Below are 15731 nucleotides of genomic sequence, written 5' to 3' on the forward strand. Positions count from 1 at the left end.
TTCCCTTCTGCCTATGTGGAAGGCGCAGTGCTTTCCTCACCTAGTTTATTCTATATTCTGAATCTGCTCATTGAACAGCGGGATAGAACCTAACAAACTCAATGAGTTATCGAAAAGAAACCGCTCAAAAATGCCTGTTTGCCCACCAAACTGCCCACCACTTGCCTATGGCTTTTACGAAATCTTAGTGGTTAGCAATGGAAAAACAGTGCCGTTTTTATGCTGCTGTTAGAGCTAAAACATAGCAGTTTTGAAGGGCTTTATCGAGTGATTTTTCAACACCTCATCCGTTAGCGGATACAATAGTATCCAATTTCTGTTTTATTTCGCTATAATGGATATAACTGTATCCACCTGGTCTGTGCGGATGAATTTTACCTTACTTGATGATACCGATGTAAGCCAAGCCTATGCGGCTTATTTACGTGAGTTACGAAAGCAGGCAAAGCTGTCACGATCGGCGCTTGCTGAGCGAAGCTGTGTACCTGCGGCCACCATTAAGAAATTTGAGCTGACCGGGCAAATTTCATTTCGCCAATTGCTGTTGCTATGGCAGACCCTTGATTCGCTAGAGAGGCTCTATCAACTCACACAACCTAGCAAAGAACGCGCTGCTATGCCCACGAGTATTGATGAGGTGCTAAAAGATGAGTTTTAAACCCATTCAAAAACTCGCCGTGACTCGCACGTTAAGCTCAGGTGAGCAGGTTGCTGTAGGGGTCTTGGCGCAGAATCGGCAAGGCGTTTTTTTTCAGTATGCAGACAGCTATTTGCAGCAGTTTGGCAACTTATCACCTTTTACCTTGCATGCGAACGCGCAAGTTCAAGTCGCTCCTAAAGCGCCGCACCAAGGTGTACATGGCGTATTTGGAGATTGTTTACCCGATGGCTGGGGCATGCTGTTACAAGATCGTATTTTCCGGCAACAGGGCATCCTGCCTAATCAATTAACGGCGATGGATAGGTTAGCCTTTGTCGGTGATAAAGGCATGGGAGCATTGTCTTTTTCTCCGGTGTCTGAGTTTTCAGCCACCACGCACGCGGATATTGATTTAGCGACGTTAGGCTTAGAAGCACAAACGCTGTTCGATTCTTCGATGTCAGATTATATGGATGATAATCACGATGAGTTAGATGGGCATACGCAACAGGTGTTGGCCGCATTAGTCGCCGGAGGTAGTTCGGGCGGGGCCAGACCTAAGGCACAAATTTATATGCCTGCTGGGGAAACTCAGCATTGTCGAACCTTCGCTCAGCTTGGAGATGAGGCTTGGCTGGTGAAGTTTACCTCTAAAAATCTCGCACTTGGCCATGAAGAAGGTTTGTGTGAGGCGGTTTATTTACAAATGGCAGAACTTGCTAAGTGTCAACCGCCGCAATGGCAACTCATTGAAGCACCACCTACAAGCGGTGCGTCTGCTTGGTTGGTGCTTAAGCGTTTTGATTATGTCACTGAACAGGCCGACTTAGGCAGAAAGCGCAGTGCAGATCGATTGCATATGCACAGCGCTTGCGGGCTACTGGATGCAGACTTTCGAACGCCAAGTTTAGATTACATTGATTTGATTAAAGCCAGCCGTCAGTTGTGTAAATCGCCAGCTGCTGGACAACTGCAATTTCGCCGCGCCATTTTTAACCTGCTGTCGTCTAATCAAGACGACCACAGTAAAAACTGGGCGTTTTTGCAAGCGGATGACGGTCAATGGGATCCTGCCCCTTTTTACGATGTTACCTACAGCCCACATCCATTCAACGAACACGCCACTGCGTTCGGCGGTTATGGCAAGGCGCCACCGCTTAAGGTGATGCAAAAACTTGCGATCAGTGCTGGCTTTGCGAATTGGCATGATGCAAGGCAAGTCATTGAAGAAGTCGCAGAAGCGATCAGCCAATTTACGTATCTGGCACAGCAGCAAGGGATCAGTAAAACAACAGTGTCTGCGATTGCTAAGACATTGGAGCTGCGCAAACAAGAAAATGCAGCGCTTTATTGTCGCTAAGGCTCATCCTAATGCTTAGTTAAACGGTGTTTGTGGCAGGGGCGTTTTTACGCTCCTGTTTTACGCTCCTTTGCGCAGCACAAACATCTGGTACCCAAACTCGCCTAGGTAGCGTTCATAAATCGCAATTTCTCGCTCGATATCTGCGATGGCGTTTGAATTTGGCATGCTTGCTTTTACTTCTGCCACTCGCGCTTTGAGTGGTTGATAGTAATCGTGCCATGCTTGTTCCCTTAAGGTGAAATGATCAATCACTTCAAAGCCTGCTTGGCGCATTTGGCTTAAGCGCTTTTCGATGGTTTGCATATCTGGGTATTCACCTTCCCAGAATGCAACCGCCTCTTGGCTTGGGTTGTCGGTTAACCATACTAGGTCACTGATTACTATGAAGCCGCTATCAGTCAGTAGTTTACGCCACTGAGCTAACGCTTGCTCGACACCCATTATGTAAGCCGCTGCTTCAGGCCAGATGCAATCAAAGCTTTTAGGTGCAAAAGGCAGATTCGTCATACTGGCGCAGCTTAAGCTAACGCGGGTATCTAATCCCTGCTCAGTGAGGCGTTCACCGAGTTCATCCAGCGCACTTTGCTCATTATCCACTGCCACAATCTCGGCTTGGGTGTGCTTTGCCAATAACCGGGTTGAAAAGCCTTTGCCGCAGCCAATATCAATGATCTTGGTGGGTATTGTTGGCAGCGTTGCCAAGGCTTTTAGTGTATCGGCATCAGAACTTGGTCCCCAGCGTTCTAAGCGTTGGAATACCGTCATAAAGTCAGCCATGTATTTCTCGTGTGCGTTCATATCTTTTGATAACCATTTCAAATGCAGGGCTTGTTGTTCATTAAAGCCTTGCTGCTTTAACCACTCCAGATGGGCATCTGGTGCAAATTTATCGGTCTGTTGGTGCCAAAGACGAAGCGAACCTTCACCAAGCATGGCGGCAAGTAACGCGCGAGCTTGTTGCTTTTTAGCGATATCTTCGTCCAGCTGCTGCAAGCGCTTTTCAAGTACAGTGCGCTGCACCTTGCTGTCCAAAAAGGATTTACATTCCTTAAGTGTTAAACCGCCCGCTTGCAGTTGTTGCAACAAGCGCAACCGCTGAACATCTTTATCTGAATACAGCCGATAGCCGTTGGTTTGGCGAACACCCTGCAACAAACCTAGCTTTTCGTAGTAGAGCAAGGTTGACCGTGACAGCCCGACTTTTTCAGCTAACTCAGAAATGCGATACACAGATAAAACGTCCTTTCAGTTCTTTTTAATAATGGCGCGGCTGGCTCAAACAGACCAGAACACGAATGACGATAAACTATGAAGTTATAGACAGGTCAAATGTTGTTAGCAAAAAATATCGTCCAGTTTTGATTGGTTGAAAGCTTGTATGTCCGCCTTTAGGTCTACAGATTGTTACCCATAAAGTCACTTTGTGTAGACCTCTAACCGCTGGATTTTCCCGTTCGGTAAAACGCATAGAGGACTCAACTTGCATTGCACACCTTTACGCGCAGAAAAGTGTGGAATTTTACATTTTTATGCGCATAAAAGTGTTATGGCGTTATCGTTGGGCAAGGCTTTCCCTTTTGAGATGGCTTTGGACACTTACCCTTTGGGCTTTTGGGGCAGTTTGGGCAAAGCCTTAGTTCACGCCACTTAGGCACACACTAACCCTGCCCACAGAGCATTTATTGTTTTGGGCACTAGCTACAAACTGGGGCAAGTAGCGACCTGTACCCTCAGAAAGCTGCACGATCTGAGCATTTATCTGCCTACTGCGTCCGTTTAACTCTTTAATACTAGTGGGGACAAACTCCTAAGAGAACTTAACAGATCAGTGAGGAAGCAAACGATGAACCCAACCACACAATTACCCACAAACTCAGTACACCCAGCGCGTCAGCAGCGGATTTTGCGCTTGCCCGAGGTAAAGGCCAAAACAGGCTTTGGCCGCAGTACCATTTATGCCCTGATGGCCAGCGGTGAATTTCCACGTTCTATTCGAATTGGTGCGCGTGCCGTGGGCTGGTTAGAAAGCGATATCGACCAGTGGATTGAAACCCGCCGTATCGGTGCTGCTTATGGCCGTGGATAAACCATCAGCATCAAACCAATTACCTGCCAGTGATATGCATAGCAACGAGCCAAAATTACCAGCTGGTTTTGCCTATAACGCGCAAAACTGGCTGGTGATGCAACCAGCGGGGCAAGATAGCCCAGTCAAAATCTGCTCTTGGCTGCAAGTGGCTGCTCGCACCCGCGATCCGCAAGGGGACTCTTCTCTTGAAAACAAAGGGCGGCTATTTATTACACTGGTTAGACGATGACAATCGCCATCGCTACTGGGCTATGCCAGCAGAACTATTGGCCGGAGACGGCAGCGAGTACCGCCGAATCCTACTCAGCCGAGGTATGCGGCTAAGCAACAGTGTCAAAGCGCGGCAGTTGCTCTCGCTGTTTATTCAACAAATGGGCGAACTGGCTACGCAAAAGGCTATTAGTGTGAACAGCATTGGCTGGCATCACCATGCTTATGTGCATCCGCGCCTCACCTTTTACCCTAGTGAACACAGCAACAACCCGCGCATGGTGTTACAAACCATGAACCCGATAGAAGGCTTTATTCAACAAGGTAGTAGCAACAGTTGGCGGCAGCACGTTGGCCGTTATTGTCTGGATAACCCGCTATTAATTGTTGGTGTCTGCGCTGCACTGGCTGCCCCTTTGTTGCACTTGTGCGGGGTGGATGGTTTTGGTTTACACCTCTACGGTGCCAGCAGTACTGGTAAAACCGCAGCGCTGTATCCGGCATTATCGGTGTGGGGCGAGCCTAATCAACTGCGCCACAGTTGGCGTGCCACGGCCAACGGTTTAGAAGGCACAGCATTAGCGCATAACGATGCCTTGCTGGCGCTCGATGAAATGGGCGAAGTTGACCCAAAAGAGGCGGGCGATGTCGCTTACATGCTTGCCAATGGTCAGGGTAAAACACGCGCAGGCAAATACGGTGAAATGCGCTTACCCGCCCGTTGGCGTTTGGTGTTTTTATCTACTGGCGAAGTGACGCTCGAAAGCCACCTTGCTAGTATCGGCAAGCGCGTGAAAGCGGGGCAGCAAGTGCGCGTGATTGATCTCAGTGCCGATGCCGGAGAGCAAATGGGTGTGTTTAACCATAGCCATGGCATGAACGCCGCCGATTTAGCCGACCACCTAAAACAACAAAGTCGCCAACATTACGGCAGCTTGGCCTTGGATTGGTTGCGGTATTTAACGCAGCACAGCGCGCAGGTGCGACCCGTTTTCCAAAACGTACGGCAATGCTTTTTAGCCAGCTTACCCACTGATGCAGACGGCCAAGTGCGCCGAGTCGCCGAAAAATTTGCCTTACTGGCCAGCGCTGGCCTGTTAGCCATTCAAGCCAAAGTACTTGATTGGCCAACCCAAAGTGTCGAAGCCGCCTGTTTAAGCCAGCTTAACCAATGGATACTCGCTCGCGGTGGTGTGGCTGCCAATGAAGACCAACAAGCCATTCGCCAGGTGCGCAGTTTTATTGAGCAACATGGCGAAAGCCGCTTTACGCTCAAACAAACCGGTTACAGCAGCCAAGTACGCCAACGCGCAGGGTGGATAGATGTCACCGGCCCACAAACCCTCTACCTGTTTTACCCAACAGGCTGGCGTGAAGCTACCGAAGGCCTAAGCCCAGATCGCGCTGCCAAAGCACTGATGGCCGCAGGCTACTTAATCCCCGATGGCAACCGACCACAGCGCAAGGTCAGCCTGCCCGACAACACCCGTCCACGCATGTACTGCGTGAAAGGCAGTATCTTAGATGATTAAAAAGGCGATAAACACTATGTGGGCTTGTCGCCTTGTGGTGAACTGCCAGTCAACATAAATAGCTATCGATGCTTGAAGTCCAACGCAGACAATACCGCTAGAGGCATTCCCGTGAACCGCTAGCGTACCAACAACCAGCACTGAACGAATAACAAATACGCTCAATTATTTGGTTTTAACTCAAATAAGTTGAGAAAAATCATAATCGTGCTACGGTTAAGCAACAGTGAAAAATCCCCAATTTTATGGTTAAAAACACCGTGGAGAGAGCATGATCCGCTGCCACCTAGCCCGATTAATGGGTGAGAGAAAAATGCGCATTAGCGACGTGATGCGTGAAACCGGCCTAAGCCGTACCACCGTCACGCTACTTTACAAAGAAACGGCGCTTAAGGTGGACTTAGAGGCATTAGATAAGCTGTGCGATTTGTTTAACTGCGATATACACGAACTACTCGAAAAATCGCCTGCGGCCTCCGCTGTGAATGAGAATACAAAATGACCCTAATTAACATCAAAGACCTCGAAGCACACCTCTGGCATGCAGCTCACATCATTACCGGGCCTATCGATGCATCGGACTACAAGACTTATATTTTCCCGATCCTCTTTTTTAAGCGCATTTGCGATGTGTATGACGAGGAATTTATCGACGCCATGGAACAAGTGGGTGATGAAGAGCTTGCCAAAGGCGATATGTTTCACCGCATTCAAATTCCACAAGAGTGCCACTGGAAAGACGTTTTTGCCGAAACCAAAGACATAGGCCAAGCCTTAAAAGATGCGTTTCGCGGTATTGAACTGGCCAACCCAAATCTACACGGCATATTCGGCGATGCCAGCTGGACCAACAAAGAGCGCCTGTCGGATGAACTCTTATCTACCTTGCTTAACCATTTCAACAAAGTAAATCTAGGTGTGGCATCTGTTCGTGACGACGATATGGGCCGAGCCTACGAATACCTCATCAAACGCTTTGCCGATAAGGCCAACAAAAAGGCTGGTGAGTTCTACACCCCGCGCACCATTGTTCGCCTAATGGTTAACATCCTAGACCCACAAGCAGGAGAAAGCGTATACGACCCGGCCTGTGGTACTGGCGGCATGTTGCTTGAAACCATCCACCACGTGAAAGAAAACGGTGGCGACCCACGTCTGTTAAAAATCAAAGGCCAGGAGAAGAACCTAACCACCGAAGCCATTGCCCGCATGAACCTGTTTCTGCATGGCCAGGAAGATTTCGACATTGTTCGTGGCGACACCCTGCGCGAACCGAAGTTTTTAGTGAATGATCGCTTAGAAACCTTTGATTGTGTAATCGCCAACCCGCCATTCAGCCTCAAAGAATGGGGCTATGATCTCTGGTCTGCCGACCCTTATGGCCGTAAACAATATGGTTTAGCGCCTAAAACCAACGGTGATTTTGCCTGGGTGCAACATATGTTTGCCTCATTAAACGAGCAAGGGCGCATGGCAGTGGTATTGCCCCATGGCGTGCTATTTCGTGGTGGGGCAGAAGGTAAAATTCGTACACAACTGTTAAAAGAAAGCCGTATCGAAGCCATCATTGGCGTAGCGTCAAACCTGTTCTATGGCACAGGTATTCCGGCCTGCATTTTAGTACTGCGCAAATCACGCCCAGCCGATCATCAAGATCACGTGCTGATCATTAACGCAGAAGAAATCTTCACCAAAGGCCGTGCGCAAAATACCTTGTCTAATGATCAAGCCGACGAAATTTTTAACATCTATCGTAAGCAAGAAACTTTAGGCCCTAAAGCCGAAGAAATCGAAGGCGTTGCCCGCTGGGTCGCGTTAACTGAGATTGAAGAAAACGACTTCAACCTCAATATCGCACGTTATGTACAAAAACCACTGGAAGAAGAAACCATCACAGTGGAAGAGGCGCTAAAAGACTTCCAGCAAAAACTGGCCGCCCTAGAGCAGGCTGAAAATGAACTGGAAGCACTGCTGATCAAGGAAGGGTTTAAACTATGAGTAAGAAGCTCACTGTGATGGTGTCATCCACCGTTTATGGCGTAGAAGAGCTGCTAGACCGCGTGTATTCACTACTCACCGCCTTTGGTTATGAAGTTTGGATGTCGCATAAAGGTACAGTACCGGTTTTTTCGAATCAATCAGCTTTTGAGTCTTGTATTGCCGCAGTTGAAAAGTGTGACTTATTTTTGGGTATTATCACACCGCAATATGGTAGTGGTAAGGAAAAAGATAAAACGGAATTATCTATCACACACAAAGAGATTAAAAAGGCAATTGAACTCAACAAACCACGTTGGTTCTTAGCCCATGACCAGGTTGTATTTGCTCGAAGATTACTAACGGACCTTGGCTATCCTGATAGAGATGCTCGTTCAAAGCTAGAATTAAAAAAGGGCTCAAAATCTATTGAAGACCTCCGAGTACTAGAAATGTATGAAGATGCAATTCGTACTCCTGAGTTAGATGATAAGGCTGTTATAGAGCGTGTTGGAAACTGGGTACAAAAATATGAGCAGGACGACGACGCCAACCTTTTTGTGGTCGCGCAATTCTCTCGCTATCAAGACGTAGAGCAGCGCCTGACCGAACATTTTCAAAATGTCAGTCAAGTGAGCGCCTCAGTAGGAGCAAGCCATGAGTAAAACGGCCTCACAACTCAAGCAACTACTGTCGCTGGGCGAAAACCAAACCCTTGAATATCTTACCAGCTGCGAATTAAAACACTGCGGCCCGCAAGTTTGTGCCTTTTTAAATACCCAAGGCGGATACCTGCTATGTGGAGTCGATGACAACGGCCAAATCAAGGGCGTAGAACAGGCCGAACAGGTAGCTGAACAGCTCGAAAGCCAGCTTAAATCGGCCATTCAACCGCCAGTGCTGTTTTCGGTAGAAGTACAGCAAGTTGAAAATAAACAGTTATTAGTGGTTGAAGTGCCGGCCGGCAAAGACATCCCTTACGCCTTTAACAGTGACATCTACATACGTGCCGGCAAAGACATCCCTTACGCCTTTAACAGTGACATCTACATACGTGCCGGCGAACAAACCCAAAAAGCCGATGTCGATACCATCCGCGACATGGTCATGCGCAAGCAAGTAGAGCCTACCCGCTGGGAGCGTTTGTTCTCGTCTGAACTCGATGAACAAGGTTTATCAGCCAGCGCTTGTAAAAAACTGCTATCCGCCAAACGCATTCCCAAAGAGGTCGCGCAAGCCGAACAAGGCCTACTGCACCAGTTGCAATTGTTATCTTTGGCCAAATACGGCCGCTTAACCAACGCCGCCGATGTATTATTGGCCAGTGCGCCGGGTAAACGCCATCCGCAAGCCCGCGTGCGTGCTGTGTGTTATCGCCATAAGGCCGACGACGAATATCAGGATTTACAGCACCTCGATGGTCCAATGGTCGAGGTGATCGAGCAGCTGATTACCTTTGTGATGCGCAATACGCCATCGCGCGCACGCTTTAGCAGCGCTAATAATCAGCGTGAAGACATCCCCATGTACCCAGAACAAGCGGTACGCGAAGCCATTGTAAATGCCTTTGCCCACCGTGATTACAGCAACTTTGCCGGGGGCATTAAGGTTGAAGTTAGCCCAGCGCACCTAAAAATATGGAACGCCGGTGCTTTTCCGCAAGGCATCGACGAGCACAAGATTCAGCAAGGCCATATCTCGGTACTGCGTAACCCAGACATCGCCCACGGCTTATACCTGCAAGGCTATATGGAAAAGCTTGGCCGCGGCAGTGTGGTGATCCAAGATGCTTGTAAAGCAGCGGGCCTACCCGCGCCGCAATGGCACTCCGACAGCAGCTCCGGTGTGACTTTGACCCTGTTCGCCACGGAAGTCACCACGGAAGTCACCACGGAAGTCACCACGGAAGTCACCACGGAAGTCACCACGGAAGTTACACGGATGATCAGCCTGATGAGCCAAGAGCATAGCCGCGACGAATTAATGGCATTAATGGCACTGAAAAACGCCGAGCATTTCCGTAAGCATTACTTAAAACCGGCGCTGGAGATAACCCCAGCCTTGGTGGAAATGACCATTCCAGACAAGCCAACCAGCCGTAACCAAAAATACCGTTTAACCGCGCTTGGCCAGCAGCTAAAGCAACAAGTACAGCAGCAACTAAGCGATAAGAAGACATCATGAGCGCATTAAATAAGAAAAAATTAGAAGATTTACTCTGGGGCGCCGCCGAGTTTTTGCGCGGCCAAATCGACGCCTCAGACTACAAGCAGTACATCTTCCCGCTGCTGTTTTATAAGCGCCTGTCGGACGTGTATTTGGAAGAATACACCGAAGCCTTGGAGATCCATGAAGGCGATGCCGAATACGCCGCCATGCCCATGTTCCACCGTTTTGACATTCCACAAGAAGCCCGCTGGGAAAAAGTGCGCCACACCAGTAAAAACATTGGTGAGGCCATTCAGAATGCGCTGCGTTTAATTGAAGCCAACAACCCGCGTTTACATGGGGTGTTTGGTGATGCCCAATGGACCAATAAAGAGCGGTTACCTGACCACCTATTGGCTGATCTGATTGAGCACTTCAGTAAAATACCGCTGGGGATTAAATCGGTTGCTCAGGATGATCTGGGTGAGGCTTACGAATACCTAATCAAAAAATTCGCCGACGACTCCGGCCACACTGCTGCTGAGTTTTATACCAACCGCACTGTGGTGCATCTGATGACGCGTATCATGGGCTTAAAACCGGGTGAAACGGCTTACGACCCAACCTGCGGCACCGGCGGTATGTTGCTGAATGCGGTGATGGACTTGCGTTCGCAGGGAGGGCCTTCAGCGGATCAACAGCAATGGCGCTCGGTGCACCTCTATGGGCAAGAAGTAAACCTGCTCACCTCAGCCATCGCCCGAATGAATATGTTCCTGCACGACATTGAAGAGTTCGATGTACTGCGCGGCGATACCTTGGCTGAGCCCAAGTTTATTGAAAACGATCAGCTCAAGCAGTTTGATGTGATATTCGCTAACCCGCCATATTCGATTAAAAAGTGGAACCGCGATAAGTTCGCTGCCGACCCATACGGCCGCAACCTCTACGGCGTACCGCCGCAGGGCTGCGCCGACTATGCGTTTTATACTCATATCATTAAAAGCCTGAAACCCGACACTGGCCGCGCTGCTATGCTCTGGCCACACGGCGTATTGTTCCGCGACTCCGAGCAGAGCATTCGCAAACAAGTGATTGAGTCCGACATTATCGAAGCGGTGATTGGCCTTGGGCCAAACCTGTTTTACAACTCGCCGATGGAATCCTGCGTGGTGGTGCTCAATTGCAATAAATCCGCCGAGCGCAAAAACAAGGTGTTGTTTATCAATGGTGTGGAGAACGTAACCCGCGAGCGCGCCCACAGCCGCTTATCGGATGAGGATTTGGCTGTGCTCTGTGAAGCTTACTTTGAACCTGAGCGGCAAAGCGACATCACCGCTTTGGTCGATATCGAAACCATCAAAGACAACCTCTACAACCTTTCTATCCCGCTCTATGTGCAGGCACAAACCAATGGCGAAGTGCACGATATTGAGCATGCCATCGAGGCATGGAAAGTTAGCCGGGTGCAATTGAAAAAACAGACCAATAAGTTATTCCAAAGCCTTGCTGAGCTGGGATTTGAGACTGAAGTTAGCAAGGTGGAGCAGTAAATGACTGAGCAACAATTACCCGAAGGCTGGCAAATGGTGAAGTTTGGCGATATTGCCAAACATATCTCCAAGCGTGTCGAGCCCAGTGAAACCGACCTTGAAATCTATGTCGGTCTAGAACATTTGGACCCAGACAGCTTGAAAATTAAACGTCATGGTGTGCCCAGTGATATAGCAGGCCAAAAACTTTTGGTGAAGAAAGGGCAAATCATTTTTGGTAAGCGTCGTGCCTATCAGCGCAAGGTCGCCGTGGCAGACTGGGACTGTATTTGTTCGGCACATGCCATGGTGCTTGAGGCGAACCCCAAGAATGTTATACCTGAATTTTTACCGTTCTTTATGCAGTCTGATGTGTTTATGAATCGGGCAGTGGCAGTTTCTGAGGGGTCGCTTTCACCAACAATTAAATGGAAGGTTTTAGCTGAGCAAAATTTCCCGCTCCCAGATATAGATAACCAGTCAAGGCTGTTGAAGATATTAAATGGTTCTGAAATGGTATTGAGAGAGCTTGAACAGAGCCTCCAATCAACCCGCCAGCTATTTACGTCGTTCTTTGAAGATCAATGGAATAACTCGTTAGACTGGTCTAGTTGCAATTTGAGAGATGTATTACTTGGAAAGCCTGAGTATGGAGCCGCAGCGAAAGCAGTTCCTTATGATCAAGGGCGGCCAAGATATATACGTGTGACTGACATATCTGAATCTGGCGTTTTGGATCAATCAGATGTCGTAGGCGTAGACAGTAGTTTTGAAACCAAGTTTGGGCTAAATGACGATGACTTTCTAATAGCACGAAGTGGAAACACTGTCGGTAAGACGTTGCTCTACAAGAAAGAGTTTGGACATGCTGTGTTCGCTGGATATTTAATTAGGGTTCGACTAAATCCAGAGCTAGTGTTACCAGAGTTCTTTCAAATTTTCACTTTTTCGAGCGCGTATAAAAGCTGGCTAAGTGGAGCAGCCAGGGGCGGAGCTCAACCAAATGTTAACGCAAAACAAATTGAAGACATGCCTTTTAAGTACCCGTCAATCAAAAATCAAAAAGAGATTGTTGAATTACACGGTCGGATAAAGCCAATTTTGATTTCGTTAGCCGACAAAGATGTGCAGATAAAGACAGTTAAAAAAGCAATTTTTAGGATTCGGTAGATATGTTTAACGAACAAACCGTCACAGAAAATGGAATTATCGACCGCTTAAAAGGTTTAGGCGGGGTAAATTGGACTTACTGCCACGGCGACAGCCTGCCCAAGAAAGCGCAGGATATCTTCGTCGATGAATGGCTGAAAGATGCGCTTTGTTCGTTAAACCCCGATATCGCCAAACAGCCTGATTATGCCGATGAGGTGATTTATAAGTTGCGTGGTGTGGTGCTAGAAGCACGCCATACCGGTCTGGTGAAAGCCAATGAAAATTTTCATGAATGGTTAATGGCCGAGAAGACCTTGCCCTTTGGTGAGAATGGCGACCATATCACCATCAACCTGATAGATTTCGACAATATCAACAACAACCACTTTGTGGTGTCGCAGCAGGTGCACTATATCGCGGCGACTGAAGTTTATTTTGATATTGTGCTCTATGTGAACGGTATTCCCTTGGTGGTGGGCGAAGTGAAAACCGCTACCCGCCCGAGTGTGACCTGGCAAGACGGCGCCGCCGATTTTATGGGCGGTAAAAAGCACTACTGGAAAAACGTTGAACCCTTCTTTGTGCCCAACCTGCTGTGTTTTGCCAGTGAAGGAAAAACCTTTGCTTATGGCGCCATCAACGCCCGGGTAAAAGATTGGGGCCCTTGGCACAATACTGACCTGCGCGATGATATTTTGCCCGGTTTGGCATCGGTGCTGGACAGCTGTGAGGGCTTGTTAAACCCGCAAACCTTATTGCAGTTGCTAGAATCTTTCGCGCTGTTTTCAACGGTGAAAACCGGTAAAAACACGTCACCTAAGCGCATTAAAATTCTGCCACGCTACCCGCAGTTTGAAGCGGCCAAACAGATTGTTGAGCGAGTACGCAAAGGCTACCCGAAAAAAGGCCTGATCTGGCATTTCCAAGGTTCGGGTAAATCCTTACTCATGCTCTACGCCGCCAAAATGCTGCGTAGCGATAATGCCCTGAAAAACCCCACCGTATTGATCGTGGTAGACCGCCGCGACCTAGACACGCAAATTAGCGAAACCTTTGGTGGAGCGGATGTTAAAAACCTTATCAAGGTACAAAGCTGCAAAAAGCTCGGTCAACATATCGAGCAAGACAGCCGTGGCATTTTGATTACCACCATCTTTAAGTTTAAAGATGTCGAGATTGATGAAGGCAACCCTAACGGCCTGAACAACCGCGACAACATTATTGTGTTAGTGGACGAAGCCCACCGCACGCAGGAAGGCGGCTTGGGTGAGAAAATGCGCTGGGCCCTGCCACAAGCGCACTTCTATGGGTTAACCGGCACACCGATTTCCGGTATTGACCGCAATACCTTCAAGCTATTCGGTGCCGAAGAAGACCCCGGCCGCTACATGAACCGCTACAGCTACAAGCAGTCGATCCGCGATGGCGCTACTAACCCGGTGAAGTTTGAACCACGCTTGGCGGAACTACGGGTAGACCGTGATGCCATCAACCAAGAATTTGAGCAGCTTGCCAAAGACAATAATCTCGACGACGAAGAAAAAGCCGCGCTATCAAAACGTGCGGGCAAATTGGCAGTAATGCTCAAAGCCCCCAAGCGCATGGCTGCCGTTAGCAATGATATTGCCGAGCACTTTACCAGCCACGTAAAGCCGAAAAAGATGAAAGGCATGGTGGTGGTGTACGACCGCGATGCCTGCGTGCAGATGTACTACTTGCTAGGTGAAAAACTCGGCTTTGATGCCGTTGAAGTGGTGATGAACGTCGACCAGGCACCCGTAAAAGCCGAAGAAGGCGGTAAAAAAGACAAGCTCAATAAAGACTGGCGTAAATGGCACGACGATTTAGAACTGCCGATTAAACAAGCAGATTTTGAGCGCTGGCAGCACATAGATGCCGAAGACCAAACCCAGAAAGACTTAATCGAAAGCTTTAAAGATCCCAAGCATCCGTTACAACTTATTATCGTGACTGCCAAGTTGCTCACCGGATTTGATGCGCCGATCTGCTATTGCATGTACTTAGATAAACCGCTGCGCGACCACACGCTTTTACAGGCCATGTGCCGCACCAACCGTTTGTACGAAACAGACGATGTGCGCAAAGACATGGGTCTGATCATTGATTACCTTGGCGTGTTTGAAAATCTGCGCACAGCACTGGCCTACAACCCGGAAGAAATCGATGGCGTGGTAGAAGGCATTGAGGCTTTTAAAGAATTATTACCGGCCCAGTTAGATAAGTGTTTGTCCTTCTTCCCCAATGTGGACCGCACCTTAGAAGGTTTCGAAGGCATTATGGCGGCGCAAGAGTGCTTGCCAACCAATGAAAAGCGCGATGAATTTGCAGCCAGCTTTGGCGTGTTAGCCAAGCTATGGTCGGCCATTAACCCAGACACCTTCTTAGCCCCGTATCGCAAAGACTATAAATGGCTGGCACAGATTTATGAATCCGTGCGCCCCGTCGGCCAAACCGGCGCTTTGGTGTGGGCCGCGCTAGGCCCTGAAACCATCAAGATGATCCACGAGCATACCGACATCAATCGCATCCGCGACGATATCGACGAGCTGATCATGGATGAACACGCCATTTTCACCCTGACAGACAAAGAGCAAGAGCAGCGCGCGAAACGACTGGAAATTGACTTGATGGGCCGCCTGCGTGGCAGTAACGATCCTAAGTTTGTCGAGTTAGGTGAACGCTTAGAAAAACTGCGCCAAGACTACGAAGCCGGCGTCATCAAAGCCATCGACTGGTTAAAAGGCCTGTTAGATGCCGCTAAAGACACGGTGCAAGCTGAGCGCGAAACCGGTGATCATGTGGTGACCGAAGAGGACAACAAGCAGGCCTTAACCAAACTCTTCCTGGAAACTCGCCCCGAAACCACGCCCAAGCTAATCGGTGATGTGGTAGAGCAAATCGACAAAATCGTTAAAGCCACCCGTTTTGAAGGTTGGCAAAACTCCAACAGTGGCCCAAGAGAGATTCAAAAGGCGCTGCTGGTGACACTGGCTCAGTTTGGTCTTGGTAAAGATAAAGAGCTTTTTGCTAAGGCGTATGCTTACATCGAAGAACATTACTAACAGGG

11 protein-coding genes and 1 pseudogene are annotated in these 15731 nt (G+C 48.7%); 11 read left to right on the plus strand and 1 reads right to left on the minus strand.

The features are described 5' to 3' along the window. The first annotated feature begins 367 nt into the window (after nt 1–367). Both KO518_RS00355 and KO518_RS00360 read left to right on the plus strand, forming a co-directional pair. Nucleotides 368–658: a helix-turn-helix transcriptional regulator gene (locus KO518_RS00355; protein WP_216023835.1), complete on the plus strand. Its 291-nt coding sequence runs from the start codon at nt 368–370 to the stop codon at nt 656–658. Then, nucleotides 648–2000, plus strand: a complete 1353-nt coding sequence (locus tag KO518_RS00360) for a type II toxin-antitoxin system HipA family toxin (protein WP_216023836.1) — start codon at nt 648–650, stop codon at nt 1998–2000. The genes KO518_RS00355 and KO518_RS00360 overlap by 11 nt, the downstream gene beginning before the upstream one ends. Before the next feature lie 60 nt (nt 2001–2060). On the opposite strand, the gene KO518_RS00365 is transcribed toward KO518_RS00360, so the two are convergent. Next, nucleotides 2061–3233, minus strand: coding sequence for a MerR family transcriptional regulator (locus KO518_RS00365; RefSeq protein ID WP_216023837.1), 1173 nt, complete (start codon nt 3231–3233; stop codon nt 2061–2063). Nucleotides 3234–3846: 613 nt separating this feature from the next. Between KO518_RS00365 and KO518_RS00370 the strand changes: the two genes are divergently transcribed. The 9 genes and pseudogenes from KO518_RS00370 (at nt 3847) to KO518_RS00410 (ending at nt 15726) form a co-directional block, all read left to right on the plus strand. Further along, on the plus strand, nt 3847–4089 hold the full coding sequence (locus KO518_RS00370) for an AlpA family transcriptional regulator (RefSeq protein WP_064663305.1): 243 nt from the start codon (nt 3847–3849) through the stop codon (nt 4087–4089). After that, nucleotides 4076–5834: pseudogene (locus tag KO518_RS00375) on the plus strand (DUF927 domain-containing protein). Before KO518_RS00370 ends, KO518_RS00375 begins: the two are co-directional and overlap by 14 nt. A 271-nt stretch (nt 5835–6105) precedes the next feature. Further along, a complete protein-coding gene (locus KO518_RS00380) occupies nt 6106–6336 on the plus strand; it encodes a helix-turn-helix transcriptional regulator (RefSeq protein WP_000617363.1) in 231 nt (76 codons plus the stop codon). After that, entirely contained in the window at nt 6333–7832 is a 1500-nt protein-coding gene (locus KO518_RS00385; protein WP_216023838.1) for a class I SAM-dependent DNA methyltransferase, read from the plus strand. The genes KO518_RS00380 and KO518_RS00385 overlap by 4 nt, the downstream gene beginning before the upstream one ends. Continuing rightward, nucleotides 7829–8476 (plus strand): DUF4062 domain-containing protein, encoded by a 648-nt coding sequence (locus KO518_RS00390; RefSeq protein WP_216023839.1) that lies wholly within the window; start codon nt 7829–7831, stop codon nt 8474–8476. The genes KO518_RS00385 and KO518_RS00390 overlap by 4 nt, the downstream gene beginning before the upstream one ends. Further along, nucleotides 8469–9995 (plus strand): RNA-binding domain-containing protein, encoded by a 1527-nt coding sequence (locus KO518_RS00395; RefSeq protein WP_216023840.1) that lies wholly within the window; start codon nt 8469–8471, stop codon nt 9993–9995. The genes KO518_RS00390 and KO518_RS00395 overlap by 8 nt, the downstream gene beginning before the upstream one ends. Beyond that, nucleotides 9992–11512, plus strand: coding sequence for a class I SAM-dependent DNA methyltransferase (locus KO518_RS00400; RefSeq protein WP_216023841.1), 1521 nt, complete (start codon nt 9992–9994; stop codon nt 11510–11512). Before KO518_RS00395 ends, KO518_RS00400 begins: the two co-directional genes overlap by 4 nt. Further along, a complete protein-coding gene (locus KO518_RS00405) occupies nt 11513–12661 on the plus strand; it encodes a restriction endonuclease subunit S (RefSeq protein ID WP_216023842.1) in 1149 nt (382 codons plus the stop codon). A gap of 2 nt (nt 12662–12663) precedes the next feature. Next, nucleotides 12664–15726, plus strand: a complete 3063-nt coding sequence (locus tag KO518_RS00410; RefSeq protein ID WP_216023843.1) for a type I restriction endonuclease subunit R — start codon at nt 12664–12666, stop codon at nt 15724–15726. Nucleotides 15727–15731 lie beyond the last annotated feature (5 nt).

Origin of the sequence: Aestuariibacter sp. A3R04 (genome assembly GCF_018860805.1) — a bacterium.
Lineage (GTDB): Bacteria > Pseudomonadota > Gammaproteobacteria > Enterobacterales > Alteromonadaceae > Alteromonas.